Source organism: Symmachiella dynata, from assembly GCF_007747995.1.
GTDB lineage: Bacteria > Planctomycetota > Planctomycetia > Planctomycetales > Planctomycetaceae > Symmachiella > Symmachiella dynata.
The window spans coordinates 5298779-5316598 of record NZ_CP036276.1; the positions used below are offsets into that span (position 1 = coordinate 5298779).

Genomic DNA, 17820 nt, shown 5'->3' on the forward strand with positions numbered 1-17820 from the left:
TTACGGCAGCTTTCGGAGATTCGACCAACCCATCCTGTTGTTCTCGAGCGAAAAAACAGACAATGCTCGACGTGGCGATCATCGGCCTCGACTCGGCCTGGGAAACGACGCATCAACCGGCTTTGCAAATGCTGCGCGACCGGATGCGTATCCGCGTCGTCTGGGATGCCGTCGCCACCCGCGCCGAACAAGCTGCGTCTGAATTCAAAGCGACTCCCTGCGAGGGAATCCTCCGCGCCGTCTCCCTACCCTCGGTCCAAGCGGTCTTGGTACTGGGAGATGCATGGTGCCGTGACGCGTTGCTGTCATTTCTGATGCAAAATGACAAACCCAGTTTTGTCGCAGATGACACGACTCTGCTACGAGCGAGTGCCATCACCGATTTCACCGACAAAGACCTCCGCACGCCCATGATCGTGCCGGAACTTTCGTTGCGATATACCCCGGCTACGAGTCGTTTGCGAGAATTGATGGCGACACGACTGGGCGCCGCCCGGGAAATCGATGTCCAAGTCGAATGCCCTGCCAGTAATGACCTGATCCAGTCGCGGCTGCCGTTGATCGATTGGTGCCGGTATCTGGTAGGCAAGCAAGCAACCGTCCAACAATCCACAGACGAAACTTTGCTGCTGGAGTTCCCCCCCTCCCGATCCCAAACCGAGTCGGCACTGGCCCGCATCACGCTGGTCGAGACTCCGACCGCTACCCAGAACGTTTCCCCGTTCACAGCCACCATTCAATGCGAACGGGGGACCGCTAAGCTGCGCGGAACACAGGAAATCACTTGGACGCACGCTGAGGATCAACGCACCGAAGTCCTGGAAGGCGAACGCGACGGCATGGTCGTACTCCTCGATCTCTTCTGCCGCCGCGTGCTGGGTGGCCTAGTCCCCATCCCCACCATTGACGACCTCATCACATCCGCCCGTCTGGCGAATGAAACCTAAACGTGCGTAAAAAATTCTTAGCCACAGATGAAACACAGATTGAACACAGATAAAAAAAGAATGAAAACAGTTTGCCGTTGATCGCGAGGGCAACGGTAATAGAAGCTGGTTTCTAATTTCAATCTGTGTTTGATCTGTGTTCAATCTGTGGCTACGAAAACCCCTCGCGTCGATTCACTCCCATTCGCCTTGCAGCGTGAGCACCAGTCGTCGGGAGGTCGCGTAATCGCGGTGTTCGCACAGGTAGATGCCTTGCCAAGTGCCCAGACAAAGCTGGCCGCTGCTGACGGGGATTGTCAGTGTGTTGCCCAGCATCGAAGCTTTGATGTGGGCCGGCATATCGTCGGGGCCTTCGCAGGTGTGCACATAGGGCCACGATTCGGGGGCGATTTTATTGAACGCCATTTCCAAATCGACCGGCACATCGGGATCGGCGTTTTCGTTGATCGATATCGAGGCGGACGTGTGCTGAATAAATACGTTCAGCAATCCGGCACGGACGTCCGCCAAATCAGGAATCGCCGCCACGACCTGCCGCGTCACCAAATGAAACCCCCGCGGCGCAGCCGGGAGCGTGAGGTGGTATTGTCGAATTTCCATAATGCACTCATTGAATAATTGAGATAACGCTTGGTTAGTTTCAAATCTAACCATTCAGTCCCCATCACAGCAACGTGATTACCCCGAAGGGGTTTGACATCATAGCCCAGGGTAAGCGGCAACGCCGCGCCACCCTGGGAAACGGTCCGTTTTATATGCTCGAACCCTGAAGGGGTTTGACACCGCGATCGCCGACGATTGTTTGGCCATTCCCCGGTTGAGCAACCCCTTCAGGGATGTGTTTGGTTTCTCTCCGTGACCCAGGGTGCGCTCACGGCGTTCGCAACCCTGGGCTATGATGTTAAACGCCTTCGGCGTTTCTATTGCGAGTCTCCCCACTACTCCCGAAACGCGAAGCTAAACAACTCCGCGTCCCGCAAGTGAAATCGTAGGCAGATCGGTTCTCCCGCCAGTGAGGCGAGCGTTTCTTTGGAAAAACCGACGTCGGCTCGCAGTTCATCTCCTTGAAATGGTTTGGGACGGGAATAGTCCGACAGCGGGCGGCCGTGCACGTCGCACAACTCGACGATCACCATCCCCTTGCCGCGCGTGCGGGCGTTGATCTCTAATTTTAATCCGGTGAATTGGATCGGCACCGTCGTCAGCACGCCGCCTGTGGCGGGACCATCGGCCGAGACAAAGCGGTCCAGCTTCCAAGTGGCCAGTCCGATGCTGCCATTGAACTCGCTCATCCGCCCGGTCCCCTCCGCGCGATACAAACAGGGTGTCCCGTGCGTGTAGTTCGCGCCGCCATAATACAGGCGGATTTCGTCGCCAACACGTATTGCTTCGGAGGGCGTGGTGAAGAATCCGCTGTCCCACTCCCCTACCCTGCCCCGTGGAACACATGGGGTGCGAAAGGGACGTTCCCAATTCACCAAATCCCGTGTGACCGCCAGCTGTAACTCGCCCGGTCCTTCGTGATTGCCGTAACGCGCATTGTTGTTCACTGTGAAGACCCACGGAAAACCGAGCGTGCAACTCTCCGCTTGATACACGCCGACACCATAAAATTCCGTCCGCATCAATTCAGGATCGTCCGGTTGGTCCAAGATGGGGCGTACCTCTTCAATTCGCGCTAATGACCCCGCGTCGTCGCGCAGATCGGGTTTCAATATGTAATACGGCTCGGTCCATTTCAAAAAATCGTCGCTGGTGCTCAGGGCAAAACAGCGGCGGACCTGTGTGCCGACCTTGGTACTATGTTTGGGAAGGGCGACGTATTTTTTGCGGACGTGATCGTAATAAGCGGTCAGTACGTCACTCGACCGGCAAATCGGCTCCTGGCTGAGGCGGGTCCAGTTCAAACCGTCGGGCGAAGTGTAGGTGTGCGGGCCGCCGGCCGGTTTGGGTTCGTTGATCCAACAGACCATTTTGTAGCGCCGCGCGGGATCGGGATCGTTGTTGTCCTTCATCACGCTGGCCAACAGGGCGTTGGAGACGACGTTGGTCTTGCGGCCATCCTTGGCGGGAAGCGTGCCGACCAGCGGTTTTTCCCAGGTGATGCCATCTTTGCTGGTGGCGTAACAAGTCACGAAATGGTCATAGCTTTCGGTCGGCATCCCCAGATACCACATCTTGAAGAGCTGTTCTTCGTTGTCGAACAATACATTTCCATAGATCTCAAGCCGCCATCCTTCCCAGGGCTGATCGGCACGGATCAGAGGATTTTGAGAATGTTTCTCCCCGGGATGCAGTGTGAACGCCACGTTTTTCGCCTCACGGACCAGGACTTGATCCACGAACAGTTGTGCGCGATTGCCGACGTCAAACGGCGAGTCCGCTCCGTTTGCCACAAGTGTCGACGCAGCGAGAGTATTTAGCAAAACAGCAGCGAACAACAGCGGGCGAATCGGCACGACGGCACTCCAGTGGAATCCAGGTGAATCAACAGCAACGGCCAATCGATTGTCAGGCCCCCATCCCCGGTTGTCAACGCGGCCGCACGTTCGTTGATTTCCGCAATCACGACGCGCATGTTAGGATGAACATCAAAGCGGTGGGGCTGGCTTCCGCCTGCCGTTTTTGGAGAGGGACACACAGCTTGAATCCCGGCAGGCGGGAGCCTGCCCTACAAACAGAACACCATCCAACCGGAACAGACCGATGGCTCTTGAACGTGTAACTGAATTACCAGAACTTCCCGCACGCAAGACCGACTCGCACAAAGGGTCCTTCGGCCGCGTGTTGTTAATTGCCGGCAGTCGGGGGATGAGTGGGGCGGCTTGTTTGAGCGGTCTCGGTGCGCTGCGCGGCGGCGCGGGGCTGGTGTTTGTGGCAGTCCCCAGCGGCATTGTGTCGATTGTGGCTGGCAGGGAACCATCGTATTTGACCATCCCGCTTCCCGAAGATGAAGCGGGGCGTTTGCATGCATCCGCAACTGAAACACTTCAGGACGAAGTGGCCAAACCGGATGTGATCGCCATCGGCCCTGGCTGCGGTCAGTCTCAGGCGGTCACTGACATCGTGACGTGGCTGTACCGCGACATCGACAAACCGCTGGTGGTTGATGCTGACGGGTTGAACGCTCTATCGACACTGGATACCTTGCCGCCCGCCGCAGGGCCACGGATTTTGACGCCGCACCCTGGGGAATTCGCTAGGCTGACGGGGACTGATATTAAAACCGTGCAACAAGCGCGGGAAGAGATGGCGACCGAATTCGCCGCAACGCACAGCTGCGTGGTCCTGTTAAAAGGGGCCGGAACGGTCATCACCGATGGTCACCGCGTGGCCGTGAATAGCACAGGCAACAGCGGCATGGCCACCGGCGGTTCGGGAGACGTTTTGACCGGTCTGATCGCGGCGCTGTTGGCACAAGGCCTGCCGGCCTTTGAAGCGGCACAACTTGCCGCGCATCTGCATGGACTAGCGGGTGATTTGGCTGCCGCTGAGTTGAGCGAGCCGGGGTTGATTGCTTCGGATTTGCCACGGTATTTGCCGACGGCGTGGTTGCGGATGTTGGCTCGGTGAATCGTTTGTAACGACCGCCAGTCTGCGGTGGACATATTGGAGGCACCCATGAAGAGCGTCGTTGTGACGATAATGATTGCCGTACCTGCAATCATCGTAATCCTCCCCTTGGCGATGTTCGTCTATTCTGTGTGGATCCAAAAGCGAACGGACGCCCGAATTCGACGCGCAGGAGGACCTCGGACGTTGAGCGAGATCAAAGCGGCGATTGGCCAGAGGCCGTATTCGCTGGTGAGTATCCCGAATGAGTCGGGCAAACCTGAAGTTTGGATCTGCCTGTGTGACGTTGGACCGTGTGAAATACTAGAGGTCGCAGATCAGACAAGATCGCAAAGAGATGACGTCCGCCAAGCCGTTGAGGATCTATTCAATGAGTTTCAGAAGAAACTTGAAACGGTGGAAAACAAAATGAACTTAGACTTCAAGGGAGACCGGTTGCATCCTGTGCCGTTTTCCGGCGGTACGCTGGACTACCTGGAAGATCACATTGGCTTTCCTGCCATTCGAAAAATCGACTTGTGTTACATCAATCTGAAGTAAGGCGGTCAAACTCCACTCGCCTTGAGCAAAAAACAAGCAGTTGCGGCAGGCGGGAGCCTGCCCTACGTTGCTATGCTGCTATTCATATCGATCACCCGCGAAGCCGTTGAAGTCGTAGATCGTCTCTTCCAGGTAGCCGATTACAAATGGTCGGTTGGCGCTCGAGGGGCGGAAGTGCCAGTGTTGGACGAATGTGTCGGCACCCGGCCCGCCCCACATATAGTCGCGTTCGCCGTCACTACTATTTTTGGAGCCGCCATTCAGGTAATCATTCCCGTCCTGCCCTTTGAGATAATCGGTGCCGCTTTCGCCGTACAAGCGATCGTCACCCAAATTCCCTAGCAAGGTGTCACGCCCACTGCCCCCCCTTAATACGTCATCGCCATGGCCACCGGCCAGCCAGTCGTTGCCTTCCATGCCTAAGAGAGTGTCGTCACCGGCTTCACCATAAATCCGATCGTTACCGCTATGGCCAATCAAAGCGTCGTTGCCATCGCGGCCTTTGAGTGTGTCGTTACCGAAGCTTCCCATCAAGATATCGTCGCCCTGTCCGCCGACCACATAGTCGTCGCCCTGACCGGCATCGACCACATCATCACCCTTGTTGCCTTTGATGTAGTCATCGCCTTCGTCACCGCGGAGATAGTCATCCCCACTATTGCCATAAATAGTGTCGTCGCCTTCTTTACCATAGATAGAGTCCACGCCTGCTCCGCCGTAAATCCAGTCGTTGCCCGCCCCGCCGAAGATTTCAGAGTCCTTTTCGGTGCTGTTGTAAATCACATCATCGTCGCCGGCACCGCGGATGCGGATGAAGGCGATATCGTCGGCATCGAATTCCCGGTGCTGTGACTCGACCCAATAACCGCCGACATACTCATAGGCCTTGACGTGGATTGTCTGTCCGCTGTCGTCGTAGAACACGCTCAACTTGTCACGGTCCGCGGTGCCGATCACTTCCAGATTGGCGCCGTCGAGATGAATGTCGACACTACCCGCCATCAGCCGGCGATCTTCCAGGTTTTCAAATCGCATGGAACGTACGTTTTGACGGTGCGTGCGGTGAGACATGGAGCGTCCTTTGGTGGGAGGAATGGTTGGAGCGTCGACTGCGGAAAATACCGGCGATTGCTGAGTATTCGTGTATTGCGTGAGAACCGTGGGAGTGCGTATGCCACCGTGCGAGAGCATGCGGCCAAACTGCGTTCAACAATAGGATCACAACTGCTCTACAAAACCGGGCATGTTTTCTTGCAGTTTTTTCGAATAAACCACAAGTCATTGCTCACATAGCACTTAAGACACCAGGTAAATGGTTGGTTTCTCGACCGCGCGCCTCGGTGGTCCCCGCGAAGCAAATTTCCCCCCTTTGACTCTCAACCCCCGCTTTGTTGTAATAACCCCATAATCAACAACAATAAAAAGGCACAGCGACCAACGGGAGCGGCATATCGTTCTCGAGCGGAAGCTCGCACAAAGCGGCTGTGCCGCCGCATGGATGAAATGAGGGCGTGGGATGGGACGGGTTTGGCGTTTTGCGCCCTATGATCAAGCAGCGGCGCGGCAATTAAGCGGCACCACACAACTTTCGCCATTGGCCGCTCAGGTACTGTTCGGACGCGGCTACGAAACCGCTGAAGCGGCCCGCGGTTTCTTGGATGCAAAGCTGTCCGATCTGCATCCCCCCGAAGCGCTTCCCGGTGTTCCAGAGGCGACCGATCGGATTCTCAAAGCCATCAGCGAGAACCGTCGCATCACGATTTACGGTGATTACGACGTCGACGGTGTGACCGCCACGAGCCTGTTGTGGCATTGCCTAAAACTGGCCGGCGCGGATGTGCATTATTATGTGCCGCATCGCTTGGAAGAGGGGTACGGACTGAATTGTGAGGCTCTGAAATCTATTCACGAAGATGCGCCCAATTCGCTCGTCGTAACGGTTGATTGCGGGATTGCCAGCGTAGAAGAGGCGGCCTATGCCCGTGAGTTGAGACTGGAATTGATCGTCACCGACCACCACCAATTCGCGCAAACTCTGCCCGAGGCCGCTTGTCTGGTTCATCCCCGTCTACCGGAAACGGATTATCCGTTTGGCGATCTGTGCGGCGCGGGCGTTGCGTTCAAACTCGCCTGGGCGATTTGCAAACGGCTGGGGGATGGCAAAAACGCTTCGCCGCGGATGCGGGAATTCCTGTTGGATGCCGTGGGGCTGACCGCTATCGGGACCATCGCCGACGTGGTCCCGCTGGTGGGTGAGAATCGTGTGATCGTGCGTTATGGATTGAACAGCCTACTGGATCGCGCCAACATCGGCCTCAAGGCGCTGATGCATATCAGCGAACTGAATAACAACCGTTTGCTTGATTCCGAGGATATCGGCTTTGGCCTCGCCCCCCGTATCAATGCCGCTGGAAGGCTGGGGCAAGCGCGGTTGGCGGTCGAATTGCTCACGACTGATAAGACGGATCGCGCGGTCGCCTTGGCGGATTACTTGAATCAACAAAACGAAATGCGAAAAACCGTCGAACGGCGGATGCTCAAGCAGGCCAAGGAACAGGTCGCGGCAAATCCTGACTGGGAAAATGCCCCCGCACTCGTTCTGGCCGATCCCGATTGGCATGCGGGTGTAATTGGCATTGTCGCCGGGCGGGTTGCCAGCCACTTTGCGCGGCCGGCAATTATGATTTCAATCAACAAACAGGACCAAACCGGCCAAGGCTCCGCCCGCACGTTTGCTGGGTTCGATCTGCATGCGGGACTGAGTTCCGCAGCGGAGCATCTGATCAAATTCGGCGGGCATCAAGCGGCTGCCGGGTTGCGGATTCATGCCGATAACCTCGACGATTTTCGCGCCGCCTTTTGCAATTACGTTTCTGGGAACCACGAAGTCACCGAGCGGGATTTGGAAATTGACATCGATGCCGAAGTCCGGTTAGCGGACCTCACGCACCGTGCGGTGACCGAACTCGACAAGCTCGGCCCGTTCGGACAAGGCAATCCGCGTCCTGTGCTGGCCTGCACCCAAGTCGAACTGACCGAACCGCCGCGCAAAATGGGAGGCGGAGATCGCCATCTCTCACTACGCGTGCGTCAATACGGCCGCGTTATGCGAGGGGTCTCGTTTGGCAATGGCGAGTGGGCCGATGAAATGGCCAAAGTCAGCGGCCCGATTTCGATCTGTTTCAAACCGACCATCAACCGTTTTCGCGGCCAAGAAAATGTCGAGTTCCATCTAGTCGACTGGCGTGCAGAAGAAGCCGCTACAAAGCCAGCCACAGCGGCAGTTTCCCAGAAATCCGCCAGCCGATAAAACACCGTCATTCCGAAATCGATTGTCATACGATATCCGTCGCAGCATGTTATCTGGCACAGCTTGATATGTGGCACAGTTCAGCACACTTACGCCGAAGGCATAGCACACCCTAGGTTGAAGTGTGACACGGAAGCACAACCCTGAAAGGGTTGCACACTCGTTGATCCACTCGGGACATCGCCGCGTTTCTCGTGAAAAACCCCTTCAGGGTTTGTTTGGTATTGACCGGTTTTCCCAGGGTGGCGCGGCTTTGCCGCTTACCCTGGGCTATGATGTTTAACCCCTGCGGGGTATTTTTTCTGATACTCATGCGTCTTTGATTGAGCTGAAAACTGATGGATTTGGAAACCAGTCGGCAAGCATTGATCGCCACGCTCAAGCGGGATGGCATCCATAGCCAAGCGGTCTTGGAAGCGATCGCCGAGACACCGCGCGAACGGTTTATGCCTGAAACCGTTCGCAACAAAGCGTACGAGAATATCGCTCTGCCGATCGGCGACGGGCAAACCATCAGCCAGCCCTACATTGTGGCGTTGATGACACAGGCGTTGGAATTGACCGGCCGGGAAAAGGTGTTGGAGATCGGCACCGGTAGCGGATACCAAGCGGCAATCCTTGCTCAATTGTGCCGCGAGGTGGTCACCATCGAACGGATCGCCAACCTCTCCCGCCATGCGCAGGTCGTGCTCGATTCATTGGGTTACGACAACATCGATTACCACGTCGCCGACGGCACATTGGGATATCCCGACGCGGCCCCCTACGACGGCATCTTGGTCACAGCCACCGCCCCCAAACTCCCGCAAGCGTTGTGCGAACAACTCACCCTCGGCGGCCGCATGGTGATCCCGATTGGTGAAGCGAAGGTCCAAGAACTGAAACTCATCACCCGCGGCACCGACGGATTGCGGGTAAAAAAACTGTGCGACGTACGGTTTGTGCCGTTGATCGGCGAACAGGGTTGGGAGGACGGCGAATCCCCGGGCGAATCCGAAGACTGATGCGGGCATGCATTGCACGCCGTTTTGATGGCTACCCGCACATCGCCGACAAATCGCGCAAATAATCCAGTGCTTCGTCGATATCCGGCGCATCGTAGGCCGGTTCGCGGCCGGCGTCGTCGCACTCCTCCAAGAGCATCAGTTCTTCGAAATCCTCTGAGGCTTCCAAACGGCGCCGTGCGCGGGCGCCGATGCTGCCGTCGGCGACCGCATGTGCTTCCATATGATGCTCGATTAGCCAAGCGGTCCGCGGCGTGATGTAATCGGCCAGTGCTTCCAGCCCTGCGGACACATGGTCGTCGGGATCAATCCCCTTGCCCACGTCATGCAACAGCGCCGCCAGCAGAAACTCCTCGTCGTAGGGACGTTCTTCGCGGGCGATATCGAAGACCTGCAGACTGTGATACAGCACGTCCCCTTCGGGATGGTATTTCTTGGACTGCTTCACTTGCTCCAACGGGACGAGCAGCATCTCGTAAATCTGGAAGCGATCGACGCGTTCCTCCACCTCGGCGACCGCCTCGTCAAGATCCAGGCTGGGATACTCCACAGCGAGAAACTGTTCCAACTCCGCAATACTGGCCCGCTCGATGGCTTTGCCGGTGACGGAACTTTTGAAGACGTAATGCGCCTGCTTCGACGCATAGATCGTCAGTTCAAAGGGAAACTGGTCGTGGAAATGCAGGTGATTAAAGACCCGCTCCTCGCCATGTTTGCGGACCTGCTTGCGCTCCAGGTCGTGCGGAATACCTTCTTCGCGCAGCACCGCCACGACTGCTTCGACGCTGTCGGAAAAGATATGAATATCGATATCCGACCCGCGCCGCACATGACCGGTCATCACGCTGCCGATCAGCCGGGGGCGAAACCGCTCCAATAGCCGCATGACTCTCAGGGCAGCGACGCGCATTTCGCGGAGGTTGGCGGTCCGTTGGTCCCCTTCATGCATGCGGGCAAAGCTTTGAATCGCATCGCGGATTTCGGCATTACTAGGCAAGTCACGGGGCTTCACCCAGCCGCGACACAACTTGCGACCCGCCTTCATCTTGGCGGTGTAATATTCGGATTCTTGCCGGGAATACATCAGACGGGCCGCTTCAAAAGCGATTTCCCGTCGCAGCTTGTCGCTGGGCATTGGTGCAGGCGCGACCATGTTTTCGCGCCGGGGATCTTGAGAAGAGTAGGCAGAGGGCAGTTGGCGGTAGGCAGTAAAAAAAGTGGCCGGTGGCCGGTGGTTAGTGGCCAGAGGTTGGACCATGATGACTCAACGGGTTAGGTGCGCCAACCCTACAGCCAAAAGCCTATGGTCTACGGCCTAATTCCTCAAGCCTGTTCCCTCACGCCTCAAGCCTAAGTCTGTTGCCCGGGGACTGAATCGACTAGGTCTTGGACTAATTTGACTAGTACCTCGTGCGTGCAGTGCATGTCGATTTGTTCGCGGCCGGATTGGCCGGCTTGGGAGCGGAAGCGTTGTAGGCTCACTCCGCTGGGGGCGTGGAGGACGGCTTCATAAAAGACCGTGTCGCCATCTTGTTTGCCGGGCGGGGTGGAACGGACGAGGACTTTTTTCTGTTTTTCGTCCTGTTCGAGCGCCCCCATGTTTTCCAGCAGGTAGGTGAGTCGATTGCAAATATCGTCGGCCCATTCCTTCACCTTATCGAAGGCGACGTTTTCCAGTCGATCGGCTTGCAGCCGCAATTCGCGAATCGAGCAACTCATGCGGTCCACGACCGTAAAGTCGACTTCCACGCGGACATCTTGAGATGTCCAGATGGCGCAAGTTGGCTGTTCGGAGGAATATCCGTGCAGGCTTGTCAGCGATTTTAAAACTTTAGTGGACAGGGCCATGATGACACCATTGGATAACGATTATAAACGTCGGTTATCAAGACTTGGGATTGCTCTCGTGTTCCGAACCATCGTAGGAAAGGATGGTTGGCGTCTCGTCCACAACCGTTTCGATATGCACCGGTCGGGACCAAAGTTTTTCTAAATTGACGAGCGTGTCTTCCGCATAGTCTTGTTTTAATTCCGTCCCCTGAAACCTGTGAAATAAGTAGAGTTCGCCTCGATTGCGATAGTTTCCGTCGAGGACATGGATAAAAGGACGACCGTGATTGGTCAGGTTGTTTAACAGTTGTTGTTTGATGCTATTGAATTCGCGGTCGGCAATTTCGTAGTAATTTGTATCTTCGTTGTACCGATACTGAAAGAAATTCTGTTCGATACAAAATTCAGGTGTGAGGAAGTTGTCGATAAATGTGACATCGTTGTGAACCCGGCGGACTTCGAAAATCTTTTCGCGCCCCTTGCCCAACTGCCGGTCCCACTTGGCTTTTTCGTGCATGTCGTCGCACGCTTCGTATTCCGGGCCGAATTTTCCTTGGTCCCAGCGGCGTTCGATGTCCTTAAACAGCTCGATGCCCAATTTATAAGGGTTGAGCCGATTGCGGCTGGTGGCCATAGTTCCGCTGTGGTGATCTGCGTACTCAATCACCTCGGCGTCGGTCAAACCGTGCGTGGTCATGATTTTGCTGTGCCAATAACTGGCCCAGCCTTCGTTCATGATCTTGGTTTGTCCTTGCGGTAGAAAATAATATGCCTCGTTACGGATGATTGACAAGACGTCGTGTTGCCAACTTTTTAGCGGCGCGTGTTCTAGCAAAAACAACAGCACGTCGCGCTGAGGAGTATCGGGAAAAGAGCGGCTTTTCTCCTTGTTTTCCTGCGTTTTACGTTCCTCGTCCGCTTCGGCTTGCAAAACGTCGGGCGGATTGATGTAGGGATCCATGTAATCTTTTGACGGAAACTTTCGGGTCGACTCTTGCGAATCCTCATCCTCTTTGTCCGGTTTCGGCGGAGCCTCTTCCTGTTGTTTTTTGACGTGCGGTAAATGCGAGTCGATCAAATCTTCTAGCGACAGGCAGGCGTCGATGAACTGTTCGACCGTTTCACTGCCGTAGCGATCGATATAGCGTTTCACGCGGCTGGCGTGGTTGGCCATCTGGTCCAGCATCTTGCGATTGGTGGGCGAAAACCAGGCGTTGTTCTTAAAGAAGTCGCAGTGGCCATAGACGTGGGCGATGACCAGTTTTTGATCCGTGAGTGAATTGCAGGAGAGCAGATAGGCGTAACAGGGATCGGTGTTGATCACCATTTCATAGATTTTCTGCAGCCCGTACGTATAGCCTTTCATCAGTTCGTCGTATTGCGCGCCGAATCGCCAATGCGGATAGCGCGTGGGGAATCCCCCATAGGCGGCGATCATGCTCAGTTCTTCATAGTTCACGAACTCGAAGATCGTGTCGTAAAAGTCCAAGCCATAACTCGCCGCATGCGCCTCCATCTCGCACTGGATGGCGGCGATATTCGAGGGCAATGGTCGATGTGTGGAGACGGGCATGGTTGATTTGGCTTTAGGCTGTAGTCCGTAGTTTTTTGAAAAGGCCGCGTAGGGCAGGCTCCCGCCTGCCGTCAATTGTTGTTTCCAGGAGCCCTTCGTCTTGTGGGATGTCCATTGCGACGGCAAAGCCGTCGGTTTGGGGCGTTGTTGTGTAGAATGCGAACCAGAAAGCGTCAATCAGGTGATTTGACTCCATCCGCCAACCCTAAAGTCTACGGCCTACCAGCCGACAGCCGTCTACAAGAAGTTTCAAAACCCTCTGACGCGTCACGTAAACACTTGTATTATAAACTCCTGAACAGGCGCAACCGGGTTTTGAAACTGTTTCTAGTCACTTCCCTTTTCCTAAAAACGACTTAATGGATTCGTAAATCGCTTCTTTATTTTCTATTTCCGAAAGCACCACGTTGTCGTGCTGTTCACGCACCTCTTGGAGTTCACGAATGAATTCGCCCGATCCGTACGGGCTTTCGACTTGGCCGTAACAGAATAAATTGCAGTGGGGCACGATGTTTTCGGTCAGGATCTCTAGGCAATCGCGGTTGTCTTCGCCCCAATTGTCTCCGTCGGAAAACTGAAACACGTAAATATTCCAGTCTGTGGGATTGAAGTCTCGTTGAATCAAACTATTCACCACGTTGTAGGCTGAGGAGATTCTGGTCCCGCCGCTTTCGCGGGTGTGATAAAACGTGTCTTCGTCGACTTCGCGGGCGACGGCGTCATGGATGACGTAACGCGTTTCGATGCCGTCGTATTGGTTTTGCAGCCAAGTGTCGATCCAAAATGCTTCGATGCGGACGATTTCTTTTTGGTCGTCGGTCATCGATCCTGAAACGTCCATGACGTAGATCACCGCGGCGTTGGTTTCCGGTTCATCGGTGGTTTTCCAACTGCGATACAACTGGTCGTCACGGGTGGGGATGATGACTGGTCGCTGCGGGTCGTAATCATCCGAGGCAATCAGCCGCCGCAGCGCTTTTTTATAGGTCCGTTTCAAATGCCGCAGTGAGTTGGGACCGGTCGTGCGAATGCTCGTATAGCGGTCCTTCTTGGTGGTGATGTTGTTTTTGCCCTTGGGTTCGATTCGGGGCAGTTCCAGTTCCTGCCCCAACATTTCCGCCAGCTCGTCTAATGTGACTTCGACTTCGCGGAGATGGCCGCTGCCTGGTTGATCGCCGGCTTGGCCTTGTCCGTCACCGTCATCCTGCCCGCGTCCGATTGGCTGTCCGACGTCGCCGTCGCCTTGTCCCACCCCGCCGGCCCCTTTTTGGCCATGTTGAAAATGCGGGATCTCGATATTTGGGACGGGAATGCTGACATAGTCCCGGCCTTTGCGGCCGATCATCTCGCCGTGAGTGATATATTTCCGCAACTGCCGACGGACTTTACCGCGCACAATATCCTTAAATCGCGATAAGTCTTGATCAATGTTGCGGGACATGAGTCGGCCTTGCGCGAAACTGCCTAGAACGAGTTTCAAAACCCGGTTGCGCTTGTTCTGGAAACGTTCAGATTCGTGTCAGTGAGACGCGACAGAGGGTTTTGATACGACTTGTAGTGAAGGATGTCGCCGGTGATGAGTCGTCTGGCGACAACGGATTTGAGCGACCGGCGACCTGACCGAACGAGTCCGCCGCGAATACCGTAGGAGGACGGAACGGATATCCGCGGGAACTCATGAAAACTTACTGACTCGTACGGCTATTCACTCTTGGCGTCGCCGCGAGCGAAAATACTGGCCACATACTGCAATACGTCGGTGGCAGATTCTTCGTTGTATCCAAAGTCACGGATCAGCCGGCCTTTGACGATGTCGATTTTGACCTGCGTGTCGGCATCGACCACGTTGGACACCAAACTGGTGAGTTTGATCGTATCCTTCTGATCCTCGAATAGTTTCAGTTCCAAGGCCTTTTGCAAACGTTCATTCGTTTTGTAATCAAACTGTTTTCCGTCCAACGACAAGGCGCCGATGTAGTTCATGATTTCCCGGCGGAAGTCATCCTTGCGGGTGTCGGGAATATCGATCCGTTCTTCGATGGATCGCATCAGACGTTCGTCCGGTTCCTCGGATTGACCGGTGAACTTGTTTTTGACGGTCTCTTTTTGGGTATAAGCTTTGACATTGTCGATATAGTTCGAGCACAGCCGCCCCAATGACTCTTCGTCGGCGGCGATGGCGCGTTGAACTTCATTTTTGACGATGTCGGTATATTCTTCTTTGACCACAGCGATCAAATGCCGGTAGTTTTCACGGATCTCATCGTTGGGGATCAGCGAATGATGCTTCAGCCCCGATTCGAGTTCGTTGAGAATCATAAACGGGTTTAAACTTGTGGCTGTGCCGTTGGCGACCAGGGCATTGGAGACTTTATCCTGAACGTAGCGCGGGGAAATCCCGTGCAGCCCTTCGGACTTGGCTTCGTTCCGCAGATGTTCGATGTTGTCCAGCGTAAAGCCGGGGAGCGACTTGCCGTTGTACAACTTCAACTTTTGCATCAACGTCAGGCCGGCGTTTTTCGGTTCTTCTAAGCGGGACAACACCGCCCACATCGCTGCGATTTCCAGTGTGTGCGGCGCTATGTGTTTGCCACGGACACGTTTGGTGTTGTAGTCCTTTTCGTAGATACGGATTTCTTCGGAGAGTTTGGTTACGTACGGAATATCGATTTTCACAGTCCGGTCGCGCAAGGCTTCCATGAATTCGTTGGACTGCAACTTGCGATATTCCGGTTCATTGGTATGCCCAATGATCACCGTATCGATATCGGTCTGAGCAAACTTCTTGGGTTTGATCTTGTGTTCTTGCGACGCCCCCAAGAGGTCGTATAAGAACGCGACATCCAGCTTGAGGACTTCGATAAACTCGATCAACCCTCGATTAGCGACGTTGAATTCACCATCAAAGTTGAAGGCGCGGGGATCGCTTTCACTGCCGAATTCAGCGATCTTGCGATAGTTGATGTCGCCGGTCAGTTCCGTCGAGTCTTGATTCTTTTCGTCTTTGGGCTGGAAGGTGCCGATTCCGATACGGTCTTGTTCGGAGAGAATCACGCGGCGAATCGTGGTGTCTTTGACGACCCGCGTCCAGTCGCCGTCGTATTTCTCGAGACGTTGATTGAACATGAACCGGCACAACGGACAGAGATCACCGTTGATCTCGACAGTGTGGCGATCTCCCTCGCCATCATTCTCGGCGTTGAGGTATTCCAACAATTCGCCGCGGTCACTGTTGGGAATTAGGTGCAACGGTTCTTCCCGCATGGGACACCATGTAATGTCCTCGCCTTCTTCACCTTTCCAACCAAACGAATAGAGTGCCCCCTCGTCGGTTTCGCTATAGCGTTCGACGCCCCGTTTGAGCAAGCGGGCGATGGTGCTTTTGGAACTCCCCACCGGGCCGTGCAATAAGAGCACGCGGCGTTCGCTGCCGTATTTCTTGGCGGCGCTTTGAAAGACGTTCACCAGTTCCATCAGCGGCTTGGTGAGGCCAAAGATGGCATCGCGACCGTCGTTTTCAGGGTCGTCAAAGAACTTGTAGCGGATGCGGCCTTCTTTGCTGCCTTCAACCGGATACGTTCCGTAGGAAAGCACCAAATCGTAGAGTCGCTGCCAACCGGTGCGTGTGACGTACGGTTTTTCGCGGACGATGTCGAGGTACTCTTGGAAAGAGCCTTGCCAGTGTTCCTGGCGGTAGACCTCGGGATTTTGTCGCTGTGATATGCGATCCAGGATCGAGTCGCTGTGTACCATAGTGGACCTCCTTCCGTAGCAGCAGTTCACTGAAATGTGAATCGCTTGTGGCCCCGTGGAGTCTTCCGTGTACGTGCGTGTCCAAAATATCTTAGCGCAGCAAGAACGACCTCACTCGCAAAAGAAATGCGTGATTGCGGTGAAGAAGTTGCTGACCGTCCATGGTCGACTACCAAATTTTAAATACTGGGGATACGGGACCTAAGGTGAAACCGGTGACAGGCAAAGCGTCGAGGATTTCCACCGCCAAGCGGCGGGTGTGTAAACAGTAATCCAATTATCAATCAACACGCGCATCCTTGCAATACCTGTTTTGAGCTAAGACAACGAATGAGGATCTGTCGGCCATCGTCTAAAAATGCGCAACAACTTTGCTGGATGTAACTTAAGGACCCTCCCCTTGTTGCAATTCATGGACTGGCTAAAAATGTGGCAGCAGGAGTCGCCCGGATTGGACATTCACACCTGACGGCAGAAAAGGAGGCATGCCATGACGCATCTGGCCATGTCGCACTTTTGTGCGACACACTTAAGTGCGACACAGTCCAGTGCGTCGCAGGAAGATGCATTGTTTGATTTGCTTTTTTCGAGAGAATTCCCATCGTCGTAATTTTGACTAATACGTCGTTTAGAAAACGACACTGACCCAGTGATCGCTAACCAGCCAAAACGAAACGTCATCGTCGACCTCCCGTAATCGGCGAAAACCAAGAGGGGCAACGGCTGGCAGTGATCATCCTCAGGAGGGAACGTTATGTTGGTTCTTGGACGTAAAGTGGGCGAAAAAATCTTCATTGGTGAAAACGTTTGTGTGACCGTCTTGGAAGTTAAGGGGGATCGCATTCGACTTGGGTTTGAAGCCGGCAAAGAGATCCCGATTCATCGCGCTGAGGTGGTTCAGCAATTGCAGGAATTTGAGATAGACAACCCCTGTGCTGAGGGTAAACTGCGCGGTCGTGTCGATGCTCGCAACGGTGATTGCCGCAAAAATGTGCACGGAGCGACTTGCACAGCGTCATAAAGAGGACGTCTTGAAACAGCCAGCGTATTAAGAATAATTTTTTTCAAAAATGAAAGGAATCGGAATCCGCGCCAGCGGTAGAGGCTGGTTGACTCAAGGAATTGATTTCAATGAACCCCCCGGTTTGCTCGGGGGGTTTTTTGTTGGCTGAGGAGATTTACCGCTCGGCATTCTCCGCAAATCGGCGCAACCGACTTCTGAGATACTGAGAGGAATGAAGTGAATTTCCCCGAGAAAAAGACGTGATTTTAGGGGGATCGCAGAACTCC

The 17820-nt window shown here is 54.8% G+C and carries 14 protein-coding genes; 6 read left to right on the top strand and 8 right to left on the bottom strand.

What is annotated here, in order from left to right:
• Window positions 1-62 precede the first annotated feature (62 nt).
• The gene (locus tag Mal52_RS20075; protein WP_145378302.1) at window positions 63-947 is read left to right on the top strand and encodes a Gfo/Idh/MocA family oxidoreductase; all 885 of its coding nucleotides are present in this window, start codon (window positions 63-65) and stop codon (window positions 945-947) included.
• Window positions 948-1121: 174 nt separating this feature from the next.
• Here Mal52_RS20075 and Mal52_RS20080 read toward each other — a convergent pair whose 3' ends face one another.
• Both Mal52_RS20080 and Mal52_RS20085 read right to left on the bottom strand, forming a co-directional pair.
• Complete coding sequence (locus Mal52_RS20080) at window positions 1122-1547, bottom strand: secondary thiamine-phosphate synthase enzyme YjbQ (RefSeq protein WP_145378303.1); 426 nt, start codon at window positions 1545-1547, stop codon at window positions 1122-1124.
• Between the two features lie 338 nt (window positions 1548-1885).
• Window positions 1886-3406 (bottom strand): hypothetical protein, encoded by a 1521-nt coding sequence (locus tag Mal52_RS20085; protein ID WP_145378304.1) that lies wholly within the window; start codon window positions 3404-3406, stop codon window positions 1886-1888.
• Window positions 3407-3653: 247 nt separating this feature from the next.
• Here Mal52_RS20085 and Mal52_RS20090 point away from each other — a divergent pair, with 247 nt between their 5' ends.
• Together Mal52_RS20090 and Mal52_RS20095 are read left to right on the top strand one after the other, a co-directional pair.
• Window positions 3654-4520: an NAD(P)H-hydrate dehydratase gene (locus Mal52_RS20090; protein WP_145378305.1), complete on the top strand. Its 867-nt coding sequence runs from the start codon at window positions 3654-3656 to the stop codon at window positions 4518-4520.
• Window positions 4521-4568: 48 nt separating this feature from the next.
• Window positions 4569-5060, top strand: coding sequence for a hypothetical protein (locus Mal52_RS20095; protein WP_145378306.1), 492 nt, complete (start codon window positions 4569-4571; stop codon window positions 5058-5060).
• A 78-nt stretch (window positions 5061-5138) separates the two neighbouring features.
• Here the strand turns inward: Mal52_RS20095 and Mal52_RS20100 are convergent, their stop codons facing one another.
• Entirely contained in the window at window positions 5139-6131 is a 993-nt protein-coding gene (locus tag Mal52_RS20100; protein WP_197534350.1) for a calcium-binding protein, read from the bottom strand.
• A gap of 445 nt (window positions 6132-6576) precedes the next feature.
• Here Mal52_RS20100 and recJ point away from each other — a divergent pair, with 445 nt between their 5' ends.
• Both recJ and Mal52_RS20110 read left to right on the top strand, forming a co-directional pair.
• Window positions 6577-8370: a single-stranded-DNA-specific exonuclease RecJ gene (gene recJ, locus Mal52_RS20105; protein ID WP_145378308.1), complete on the top strand. Its 1794-nt coding sequence runs from the start codon at window positions 6577-6579 to the stop codon at window positions 8368-8370.
• Between the two features lie 338 nt (window positions 8371-8708).
• On the top strand, window positions 8709-9374 hold the full coding sequence (locus tag Mal52_RS20110; RefSeq protein WP_145378309.1) for a protein-L-isoaspartate(D-aspartate) O-methyltransferase: 666 nt from the start codon (window positions 8709-8711) through the stop codon (window positions 9372-9374).
• Window positions 9375-9405: 31 nt separating this feature from the next.
• Here Mal52_RS20110 and Mal52_RS20115 read toward each other — a convergent pair whose 3' ends face one another.
• The 5 genes from Mal52_RS20115 to Mal52_RS20135 all read right to left on the bottom strand — a co-directional run bounded on the left by Mal52_RS20115 (window position 9406) and on the right by Mal52_RS20135 (window position 16530).
• Window positions 9406-10509 (bottom strand): HD domain-containing protein, encoded by a 1104-nt coding sequence (locus Mal52_RS20115; protein WP_145380730.1) that lies wholly within the window; start codon window positions 10507-10509, stop codon window positions 9406-9408.
• A gap of 215 nt (window positions 10510-10724) precedes the next feature.
• Window positions 10725-11222, bottom strand: a complete 498-nt coding sequence (locus Mal52_RS20120) for a hypothetical protein (RefSeq protein WP_145378310.1) — start codon at window positions 11220-11222, stop codon at window positions 10725-10727.
• Between the two features lie 37 nt (window positions 11223-11259).
• On the bottom strand, window positions 11260-12777 hold the full coding sequence (locus Mal52_RS20125) for a SpoVR family protein (protein ID WP_145378311.1): 1518 nt from the start codon (window positions 12775-12777) through the stop codon (window positions 11260-11262).
• A 331-nt stretch (window positions 12778-13108) separates the two neighbouring features.
• The gene (locus Mal52_RS20130) at window positions 13109-14218 is read right to left on the bottom strand and encodes a DUF444 family protein (RefSeq protein WP_145378312.1); all 1110 of its coding nucleotides are present in this window, start codon (window positions 14216-14218) and stop codon (window positions 13109-13111) included.
• A 260-nt stretch (window positions 14219-14478) separates the two neighbouring features.
• Window positions 14479-16530, bottom strand: a complete 2052-nt coding sequence (locus tag Mal52_RS20135; RefSeq protein ID WP_145378313.1) for a PrkA family serine protein kinase — start codon at window positions 16528-16530, stop codon at window positions 14479-14481.
• A gap of 754 nt (window positions 16531-17284) precedes the next feature.
• On the opposite strand from Mal52_RS20135, the gene Mal52_RS30590 reads away from it, so the two are divergent.
• On the top strand, window positions 17285-17551 hold the full coding sequence (locus tag Mal52_RS30590) for a carbon storage regulator (RefSeq protein WP_145378314.1): 267 nt from the start codon (window positions 17285-17287) through the stop codon (window positions 17549-17551).
• Window positions 17552-17820: the final 269 nt, after the last annotated feature.